The organism is Gilliamella sp. HK2 (assembly GCF_001690265.1).
GTDB lineage: Bacteria > Pseudomonadota > Gammaproteobacteria > Enterobacterales > Orbaceae > Gilliamella > Gilliamella apicola_C.
On the sequence record NZ_LZGV01000017.1, the window covers coordinates 1 to 5,546 of the forward strand.

At 33.0% G+C, this 5,546-nt stretch carries 8 protein-coding genes and 1 pseudogene; all 9 read left to right on the top strand.

Going from position 1 to position 5,546, the window contains the following annotated elements; genetic code table 11:
• Positions 1-191 precede the first annotated feature (191 nt).
• Positions 192-404 carry a hypothetical protein gene (locus tag A9G45_RS01560; protein ID WP_065572347.1) on the top strand — a complete coding sequence of 71 codons (213 nt, stop codon included), beginning with the start codon at positions 192-194 and terminating at the stop codon, positions 402-404.
• A 3-nt stretch (positions 405-407) separates the two neighbouring features.
• Entirely contained in the window at positions 408-1,109 is a 702-nt protein-coding gene (locus A9G45_RS01565) for a nucleotidyl transferase AbiEii/AbiGii toxin family protein (RefSeq protein WP_065572348.1), read from the top strand.
• 142 nt (positions 1,110-1,251) lie between these two features.
• Positions 1,252-2,103, top strand: coding sequence for a DUF6387 family protein (locus tag A9G45_RS01570; protein WP_065566591.1), 852 nt, complete (start codon positions 1,252-1,254; stop codon positions 2,101-2,103).
• A 160-nt stretch (positions 2,104-2,263) separates the two neighbouring features.
• Positions 2,264-2,464: a helix-turn-helix transcriptional regulator gene (locus tag A9G45_RS01575; RefSeq protein WP_065566592.1), complete on the top strand. Its 201-nt coding sequence runs from the start codon at positions 2,264-2,266 to the stop codon at positions 2,462-2,464.
• Positions 2,464-2,880, top strand: coding sequence for a hypothetical protein (locus A9G45_RS01580; protein ID WP_065566593.1), 417 nt, complete (start codon positions 2,464-2,466; stop codon positions 2,878-2,880). The genes A9G45_RS01575 and A9G45_RS01580 overlap by 1 nt, the downstream gene beginning before the upstream one ends.
• A 100-nt stretch (positions 2,881-2,980) precedes the next feature.
• Positions 2,981-3,625, top strand: a complete 645-nt coding sequence (locus A9G45_RS01585) for a Rha family transcriptional regulator (RefSeq protein WP_065566594.1) — start codon at positions 2,981-2,983, stop codon at positions 3,623-3,625.
• Positions 3,626-3,691: 66 nt separating this feature from the next.
• Positions 3,692-4,042: a hypothetical protein gene (locus A9G45_RS14255; protein ID WP_065572349.1), complete on the top strand. Its 351-nt coding sequence runs from the start codon at positions 3,692-3,694 to the stop codon at positions 4,040-4,042.
• Between the two features lie 86 nt (positions 4,043-4,128).
• Positions 4,129-4,398 carry a hypothetical protein gene (locus A9G45_RS01595; protein WP_065566596.1) on the top strand — a complete coding sequence of 90 codons (270 nt, stop codon included), beginning with the start codon at positions 4,129-4,131 and terminating at the stop codon, positions 4,396-4,398.
• Between the two features lie 68 nt (positions 4,399-4,466).
• Positions 4,467-5,514: pseudogene (locus A9G45_RS01605) on the top strand (IS3 family transposase).
• Positions 5,515-5,546 lie beyond the last annotated feature (32 nt).

The window sequence follows — 5,546 nt, forward strand, 5'->3', positions numbered from 1 at the left end:
TTTTTTGCAAATGCTCTCATTTCTTTATCTTCAAGTGTTATTTTAATTCTGTAATTCTAACATAATTAAGTTGTGTTCATATATATTCAGTTATATACTTTTAAACACAGGGAATTATTAGAACCTGTATATCTATTAAATGGTTGCCGTCAATTTATTTAAATGTGATTTTTATTTTAACGAGATAATGAATGCAAAATATCCAAGTAAATAGATATCCTGCATTAAATAAAATTTTGTGGGACTATCAAGGAAAGACAATTCCAGAAGACGAAGCTTTCAAAATTTATGAAAGAAGATGGTGCTTTATTAAAGATGTAAAGCTTGCTGCCAATGAAAAAAAATTAATCCATAAACTTATTAAAGAGTACGGAAATGGTTATTTCCTACCTACGTGCGTCTAATTTATGCCATATAAGTTAACTCATCACCAAATAATAGCGCATTTATTAAATAATTTTAATGTCGATTTTTTAGTAGATAACAATATTTATTTTGGCGGTGGAACTCGAATAGCATTAGAATTAAATGAGTTTAGGGAATCAATTGATATAGATTTATTGTGCCCTACTATTGAATCCTATAGAGCAGTAAGAAATACGGTAACCTCGGATAGTTTAGGACTCTTGGTTACAAGAGAATTTCAATATATTAGAGAGATATCTTTTGACCGTTACGCTGTACGTGCATTTATTAAAGAAAATCCAAAACCCATAAAACTTGAAATTGTTAGCTTTGAAAAATATCAGTTAACAGGAAAACAAGATAAATTATTTCCTATACCATATTTAGATAAAGAAAGCTGTTTCTACACTAAGCTTTTAGCTAACGCCGACAGAGCCACACAACCACCATATAAAGATATCATTGATATTTTATTCATGCTCCATTGTTGGGGAAATATACCTCAATCTGCCTTATTAAATGCAAAGATGATTTATGGTAATAGCATTATAAATGGGTTAAAGATAGCGGCTAATGATATAGAAAAAAATAAAGAAAAATATTCAATAAATTGTATTAATTTAGGTATATCTGAACAAAATACAAATATCATACTAAATGAAAGCTTGAATAAGCTTTTATCCTATTTAGAAAACCAAAAGTAATACCCCCTATTTTATGTACATAAACACAGTGCTATAATGTACCTAACTGTATATTACTGTATTATTTGCGTCTAGGCTGATCCCCGAACATTCGCAACCCTAGCGAACTGGCGCAAATATCTATTAGGGGCGTGAGGGGCGTATGGATAAAATTTCATTTATTTCTGATTCAGAGGAAAAAATTCAAGATAAGGGAAATCTAAATTTTAATAGTTTGGATTGGTTTAATATTGAGAATTACTCTGACGTAAGAAATTATACTCGTAATGAATTAAGTATGCATTTAGCCACTAGAAATATTTCAATCTATCATAATTTTAAACGGGACATTGAAAATGGAGCAAATATAAATTATTTTTTGCAAACACTCCACTTTTTCTCGTCAAAAAAAGCTTTAACATTAGGAGTTATGGATTGCCCAGATAATGATTCAGCTATAAATGAATTTAATGCTATCAACTTTTTATCAATATTAGAGAATATCTATAAAGATGAATCATCATTACAAGGATTAAAGGCTCTTTTGAGACTATTGGATAAAGATTTATTTGATTTTCCAGAACACTTTAAATCTGATGATTACGATGGAGTATTTGATAGTGAAGTATTTCAAAATATCACTTGGGATAAATCAAATACGTTTGAAGATAATATTGTTGAAATTGATTTGATGTATAGTGACGATAAAATTATAGAAGACTTTAAAATTTGGCTAAATCAAAAAAGAGAAAAACACCCTTCAAATAAAAGCAATAAAAGTCATAAAAGGATAAGCGATACAGAATTTAGGAAATGGATAACTCAACCAAGATTGGCTTATATAGATTTATATTTATGGCAACTGATTACTGGTAATACATTAACATATCCAGAAATTGTTAAATTATTATACCCAAACGATAGAAGTATGACGCCGGATAATTTTAAAAAAACCATTGCAGAAAAAACTATTAAAGAATTTACCTCTAGAGTATTTGATCGTAGATTCATGTAATAATTATAAAACATAAATATTTATAATATAAAACTTTCCGGAATAATTACTAATTAAATTATTTCCGGAAATATTTAGCAAATAAAGTGGTTAGCGACATTACGCTATTAAACATTTAATATTTGTATCTGTTAGTTATAATTAAACGGAGAAAGTATTAATGACCAATCAAATCCTATCCAAAAAAGAAGTAAAAACCTTACTACATTTCAAATCTGACACTAGCCTTTACACGCTAGAGAAGAAAGATAAAACTTTTCCGCAAAAAATTAGAATCGGTTTACGCCGTGTTGGCTATCGAGCTGATGAGATTTACTCTTGGCTTGAATCTCGCAGAGTAGAACGTCGTGAGGTAGCATAATGGTGATAAAGCAAAACCCTCTATACCGTGAAATAATCGAGGGCTTAGATTGGAACTTATTAGACACCTCCAATCATAGCCAATCTAATTATAAAAAGCTACCTAAAAAGCCGAGAGCTTACCTATTAATTGCGTGTACTGGTGACAATGGTATTACCGAAAATGAGATATTACGCACCTGTAGGCTTTCTAGCGGTAGGAATTATTGTTCAGAACTAGAAAGAAAGTTAGGCATCACATTAAAGCGCATGGATGAACCTAATACCGACGGAATAGGATCACATTATCGCTATTACCTAGCCAATAGGGAAGATGCTCAAAAGGTAGTTAATCTGATTCTTAGTTATGAAAATAGCTTATTAACTGATTCAGATATCAGCCAAATTTTAGCACTTTACCCAAGTAAAGCAGCTTAATTAATTGATTTTATAGCAAAGCTCATTTTTGAGCCGACGGTATCCCTTTGCCTAAATTTGGCCAAAAGAGGGATTTTTCGACACGTTAGGAGTGGTAATAATGACAGATTTAATTACAAAAAATGACATTGAATTAATTGAACATAAAGAACCAAGAATAGATAGCCGTTTAGTAGCTAAAAAAATGGGAATTAAGCATTTGAGTTTGATATCTTTAGTTAATAAAAATAAAAGTGAGCTTCGGGAATTAGGCACGCTTCCATTTCAAATCGAAACGTGCAAACACCGAACTGGTGCAAGTAAAATTAAATATGTATTACTAAATGAAATCCAATTTGATTTTATATCTCGGTTAATTAGAGGTAAGAATTATAAAGATATTGTTAGATTTAAATTAGATGTAACCAAAGCCTTTGCTGCTAGTCGTAAGCGTGAAGCCATAAAACGTGACTCATTAGCCTATTACCATGAAAGTAGAGATTCATTATCAACTATGCAAGGAGTAGAGAAATATCACTATATAAACCTCGCTAGAGCTGAAAATAAAATGATTGGTTTATCTACGGGTAAGCGAAAAAATGCTGATGAAGTTCAATTAGGTATGTTGATTTGTTTACAACAGATTGAAACATCCGTATTTAAAGAAATCGATTCACCGACAGAAGCAATTAGAGAAGTGAGTAGACGGTTTAATGCTCTTGCTAATTTAATTAGCCCCAACGATGGGATTACTCGCGTTCGGTAATAAAAAAGGCAACCTATTACAGTTGCCTCTATTCAATCACTCAAACCAATTAACAAGGAATTTTCAATGAAAGTAGAAACAATTAGAATCATTGAGATTGTGCCAAAGCGTCACGCATTTAAAGCACGTTCTTATAATAGCGCAGAGTTAAAAAATTGGGTAGATTTCGGAAGCGTTCGAAAAGATTTTAGTTATTCTTTCTTTTGGCAGAGAACATCCTTGGGCGAGCAAGGAGCATTCCATTTATTATATACAAAATACCCAGCAATAGCGATTACTATAATAAATAATACTATTTTTTTCATAAATTATTCTCCCAATCTCATTTTACATGCGTTTTCACCCAGCCAGAGAATGATTCACCGTTTTTATTTGTTTGTCGCTCAATTTCCTTTAGTAGGTTATCTTCAAATCTAATAATTTTTCTCGTGCTGTTTGAGCGGTCAGTTTTCTTCTTATCTTTTTTCTCTTGCACCGGTGCATACCTTTGAGGTAGATTAAATATGAACGGTATGAACCATTATAGAGGTAAGAACCACAAAAAGCAATCCCCTGATGTGCTCGCAACACTATCAAGGGATCTAACCACAAACATTAAACGGAGTAATGCTATGGCTAATAGTAATGATACCCTACGCCCTAAAAATGGGCAACCTGACCTATCTAATTTAATTTCTGTTTTAAATCTCTATCAAGCAGATGTTCCAACACATCATTTATTACAAGCTGAGAATCATTTTGAAGAGCTACAGCAATCTATTCTATATGTGTAACTATCCCCTAAAATAGTACAGCAAAAAAGTAGAAAATTCTCTATGATAAAAGTAAAGGGGATTTAATTATGAAAAAAAAGACTGAACATCAAATCGTAGCTATTTTAAAAGAAGCAGAGGCAAGTATTCCCGTTAAAGAGCTGTGCCGTAAATAGGGCATGGGTAATTCAACTTTCTATAAATGGCGAGAAAAATACGGTGGAATGGAAATGTCGGATATCAAACGATTAAAGGAGCTAGAGGCTGAAAACCGCAAGCTTAAGCAGATGTTTGCCGAACTGAGCTTAAAATCCCAGCTTCAGGAAGAAATCATAAAAAAGCTTTAGTGCCAACTGGGGCACGTAAAACGTGGGCACAGCAACTACAACAAAATCATTTAGTTACTATTGCTATGAGCTGTGCCATTGTAGGCTTAAGCCGTTGTGCTTACTATTATCAACCTAAGTTACAGGATGGTTCGGTGATTGTTTCGGTGTTGAATGCTATCACAGACCGGCATTTATGCTGGGGCTTTCCTAAATGTTTTAATCGTATCAGAAAGCTCGGCTATCAATGGAATCATAAACGGGTATATCGGGTGTATTGTGAATTAAAGCTTAATCTCAGGGTAAAGCGTAAAAAACGCATTCCTCCACGATGCCCAGAAAGGTTATTAGTCCCCAATAAACAAGGTGAATGTTGGTCAATGGATTTTATGAGTGACAGTAGCCGTAATCAACGTCGCTTTAGAACATTCAATGTCATCGATGACTTTAATCGTGAGGCGTAAGGATTACCCGTTACTTAGATAAACTGGCCGAATATCATGGGTATCCATTAAAAATACGGGTCGATAATGGGCCAGAATTTACAGGAAAAACCTTTATAAACTGGGCTAAATTACATGGTATAACCATTGATTATATCCAGCCCGGTAGCCCGTATCAAAATGGCTATATTAAACGATTTAATCGTACCTATCGCACTGAAGTGCTCGATTTATATCTATTTAATAATCTAGAACAAGCAAGAAAGGTAACCGAAGAATGGCTAACCATTTATAACACCGAAAGACCGCATGAGGCACTAAATAACGTGACACCGATTGAGTATAAAACACTAAAACAAGCAGCATGATTTTCTTCGTGAGTTGTGTACTAAGTTTGGGG

What these genes read in the sequence shown, in the direction of transcription:
- A9G45_RS01580 (WP_065566593.1), top strand. Translation starts at nt 2,464, where the DNA reads ATGGTGATAAAGCAAAACCCTCTATACCGTGAAATAATCGAGGGCTTA.
- A9G45_RS01585 (WP_065566594.1), top strand. Translation starts at nt 2,981, where the DNA reads ATGACAGATTTAATTACAAAAAATGACATTGAATTAATTGAACATAAA.
- A9G45_RS01560 (WP_065572347.1), top strand. Translation starts at nt 192, where the DNA reads ATGCAAAATATCCAAGTAAATAGATATCCTGCATTAAATAAAATTTTG.
- A9G45_RS01595 (WP_065566596.1), top strand. Translation starts at nt 4,129, where the DNA reads ATGAACGGTATGAACCATTATAGAGGTAAGAACCACAAAAAGCAATCC.
- A9G45_RS01570 (WP_065566591.1), top strand. Translation starts at nt 1,252, where the DNA reads ATGGATAAAATTTCATTTATTTCTGATTCAGAGGAAAAAATTCAAGAT.
- A9G45_RS01575 (WP_065566592.1), top strand. Translation starts at nt 2,264, where the DNA reads ATGACCAATCAAATCCTATCCAAAAAAGAAGTAAAAACCTTACTACAT.
- A9G45_RS01565 (WP_065572348.1), top strand. Translation starts at nt 408, where the DNA reads ATGCCATATAAGTTAACTCATCACCAAATAATAGCGCATTTATTAAAT.
- A9G45_RS14255 (WP_065572349.1), top strand. Translation starts at nt 3,692, where the DNA reads ATGAAAGTAGAAACAATTAGAATCATTGAGATTGTGCCAAAGCGTCAC.